At 55.6% G+C, this 3,236-nt stretch carries 4 protein-coding genes; 1 reads left to right on the top strand and 3 read right to left on the bottom strand.

Going from position 1 to position 3,236, the window contains the following annotated elements; genetic code table 11:
* Positions 1–289: 289 nt before the first annotated feature.
* Entirely contained in the window at positions 290–457 is a 168-nt protein-coding gene (locus sphst_RS20245; protein WP_159043483.1) for a hypothetical protein, read from the bottom strand.
* A gap of 536 nt (positions 458–993) precedes the next feature.
* Here sphst_RS20245 and sphst_RS20250 point away from each other — a divergent pair.
* Complete coding sequence (locus sphst_RS20250) at positions 994–1,728, top strand: hypothetical protein (protein ID WP_159043484.1); 735 nt, start codon at positions 994–996, stop codon at positions 1,726–1,728.
* 95 nt (positions 1,729–1,823) lie between these two features.
* On the opposite strand, the gene sphst_RS02840 is transcribed toward sphst_RS20250, so the two are convergent.
* Both sphst_RS02840 and sphst_RS20255 read right to left on the bottom strand, forming a co-directional pair.
* Entirely contained in the window at positions 1,824–2,786 is a 963-nt protein-coding gene (locus tag sphst_RS02840; RefSeq protein ID WP_199848895.1) for an intradiol ring-cleavage dioxygenase, read from the bottom strand.
* A gap of 144 nt (positions 2,787–2,930) precedes the next feature.
* On the bottom strand, positions 2,931–3,101 hold the full coding sequence (locus tag sphst_RS20255; RefSeq protein ID WP_159043485.1) for a CsbD family protein: 171 nt from the start codon (positions 3,099–3,101) through the stop codon (positions 2,931–2,933).
* Positions 3,102–3,236 lie beyond the last annotated feature (135 nt).

Here is a 3,236-nt window from a genome sequence, read left to right on the forward strand (position 1 = left end):
GCTTTCGCGTTTGCGCCATCCTTGCAGCAGTCCGCGCCGTCCTTGCAGCACGCCATTTCGCTGCAGCAATTGGCGACCGCAGCGAATGCGCCAGTTGACAGGGTCAAGGCGAAGGCAGCGCTGATGAGCGTGAACTTGGTCATGATATTCTCCGAAAATTTACATGCGATAATATTCGACTTCACACGGTTTGCGGAGGGGGCGTAGCCGGGGTGCAGGCCATACCAAGAAGGCCAGTTTGCGCGGCAGATTAGTGCATCAGTCCCTCGGGTGCTACCCACTGCTTAAATTATGACGAGCCCAGGCGACGCGATTTCTGATCGTCATGAAGATGACTATCGTCGCCCTCGATCTCAGTGCTGTTATCATCCTCGCCACCCGTTCCGGTACCGGTTTTCTTGGCGCCGTCGTCTGCCGCACTGTCGTCATCCAGCTTCTGTTTGTCATTGGTAATCATTATACGTCTCCAGGGTTCAGTCGCTGCCTTCGTCCGGGTCAAGATTTTCTCGCCCGAGTTTGGTGACCTTTTCAGTTTTATGCCTGCCATCAGCAGGGATAGTTACGACGTCATCCTCAGATTAGTTACCGTCCGTATCACCACTGGATTTGCTTGCCATGTCAAGGCAATCTGGCTCACTGTATGGGTTTCAGAAGCGTAAGGTCCAACAAGGGATCGTTCCGGCTGACCGCGTTCAGCACGTTAAATGGCTAGGTTGTTAACCGCTACCTGACCTGATTTCGGATCGGGACTACTGGTTTCCAAAACTCGATCGATTCCGAGAACACCGATGCCTTCTGTCGCCACGTTCGATTTTGGAAAGGCTTCGGATCAAAGCGAAAATCGGATAGGCGGTAGTGATGATTCTACGTTCTGCCTTTGTGGCGCTGACTTTCGCGATTGCGACCGCGGCACTGGCGCAGACACCTGCGCCGGGTAGTCGATCGCTGCAAGCGTCTGGCCGCTTCGTTGATACGACCGTCGGCTTTTGAGAAATGCACGATCAGCCAGAGTTTGCCAAAAAGCCAACGCTTGCTGACCTTACCCGGGTCAATCCCCGCGGAGCTACGGCCGATTTTGGCCTGTCGTTTAACTGCGTCATCAATAGTAGCGGTACGCTTTCCGATTGTCGGCCGATCTACGCATCCCCGGAGTCCGCCAACAAGCCGGGATTGGTGCGGGCACTTGCTCCTCTCATTCGGCTGAGCCGCGTAAGCGCAGCGCTTGCACACGATAAGGCTTATCGACTGACGATCGATGTCGCGCTCGACACTATCGGCAGCTATGGCATGCCGAAAGAGTGCCGACCGCCCTTCTGCATGATCGAGGGCGCTATGCCTCCGCCTCCGCCGCCCCCAATCAATGACCCGGTGCTTGCCGCTGCCTTGAACCGTACGCGGGCTTGCTTCGAAGCCGCATGGGAGCGATCGACCACGCTAAGGTTTTCTGCGGAAAAAGCGTTGCGTGATCGAACGGGGCAATCCGCGACAGATGAAGACCGAAAGCTAGCACTCGACTATGTACACAGCAGGCATGCACTCGCCGCCTGTAGTGCCGACCTTAGTGCGACAGCTCGGGTCCTGCCCCTTAATCCTACTGATGCACATTCTGTTAAAAGCACGGTCGACGGCATGAAAATGAGCTACGAGGGTCAGACTCGCTATGGACTGGCAATTTTGATTGGCTTACTGGACCCTGCAGCTGCCAAAGTTGAGGTGTCTATCCCTTGATCCTGGCAATTTCCTGAAACTTGATCATTGTCGAAAATCTAACTGAACAGACAGCATGGCGGTCAGAACGAACGCGCTGGTCAGAGTTCCATACGTTAAACAGTAGGCGGACCGCCTGATCCCCTTGGACGATCAACTCGCTTAGCGTCAGGCAGCAACGCTGCGATCCGCTGCTCGCCTTGTAGGGTTGGCGCCCCCTGCGGCGGTCCGCGTCTTCCATCTGTACCCCCCGGCCTGCTTTCGGGTCCGCCCATGGGGCCCGCCCCTGGGGCCCCCGGAGGTCGTCCCCCTGGACCACCGAAATGGTTTTCTTGTGGGATGGCCGCACGATCTACGCGAACGGTCAGCGTCACAAGGTAGCGGCCCTTCGTCTCGCGAACGCTTCCCTCCGTAGTGTCGCCGGCCTGGATGGCGATGCCGTCATCGGAATTGAGTGTGTCGCGTAGCTCAGCGCGTTGGTACGCCGTCACCTGACTGTACAGGAACTCGCTGAGCGTATCGGGTAAGAAAAACTGCGAGGTGAGGTTGGTACGGTTGCCATGCCGCACCTTGAAATGGATGTGGGTGGTTCGGCCATGATACCAGCCCGGATAGATGCTATGAAACAGTGCGCTGCCGTCTGCATCGACCGGCTGTACGCCTCGCAGGAATGTCTTACCTTTCATGTCGGTAACAGCCTGCCCCGCAGGCTGTTCGAACCCGGAGTAAACCCCCTGAGCATCACAGTGCCAGATATCGATGAGCGCGCCGGTATACGGCAAGCCAGTCTCGTCAATGACGGTAAAGCGGATATCGATCGGGATACCGGACAGTCCCTCGGTGATGTCGGCCCGCGTAAGATTTAGCGGTAGGTAATAAGGACCTTCTTCGGCTTGGGCTGTCATCGGACCGTTGGAACGTGGTAACTCAGCCGGCGCTGCACGCGTCTCGGCCGAAAGCGCAACCATCCCGGTTCCAAGAAGCGCTGAGGTAAGCAGACACCTGCGATCGAGCGTCGGTGAAGAAATCTTATTGGCCATAGGTCGGCTTAGCAGGATGATATTGCCGGCAAATTTCATACTGATGTGCTACCGCTGGCGCCTTGGTACGCACCTGATGCGATTATAGCCGCGACTATCGGTGGGCTGATTTCGAAACATCGCCCCAGTCAAGACAGTACCAGCCGTCTCGATCGCCATCTCAATCGGGGACAGAATAAGGCGTCAGTCGTCCTTTTCGATATTATGTTTGGCGGGACTATCGCTCAATTGACTTTTGCCAAGCTCTTCTTGTTCGGCACCTTCCTTATCGAAAGAATGACCATCGGCATTCTGCTTGATCTTCCCGACAGCGGTATTAATCGTTCCCTCGATTTTGCTAATAATACTGGTCACCGGAATCACCTTAAAATCTGAGCTACTTATAATCCCGCATTGGGATATGATGTGAACTCCTCGCGGCAGCTAATGGCCCCAAAAATCTCGAAACTTGTGACTGCAATCACCGGAAATGGCTAGGGTCAGGACCCA

This window comes from Sphingomonas sp. STIS6.2 (assembly GCF_000732685.2).
In the GTDB taxonomy this organism is placed as follows: Bacteria; Pseudomonadota; Alphaproteobacteria; order Sphingomonadales; family Sphingomonadaceae; genus Sphingomonas; species Sphingomonas aerolata.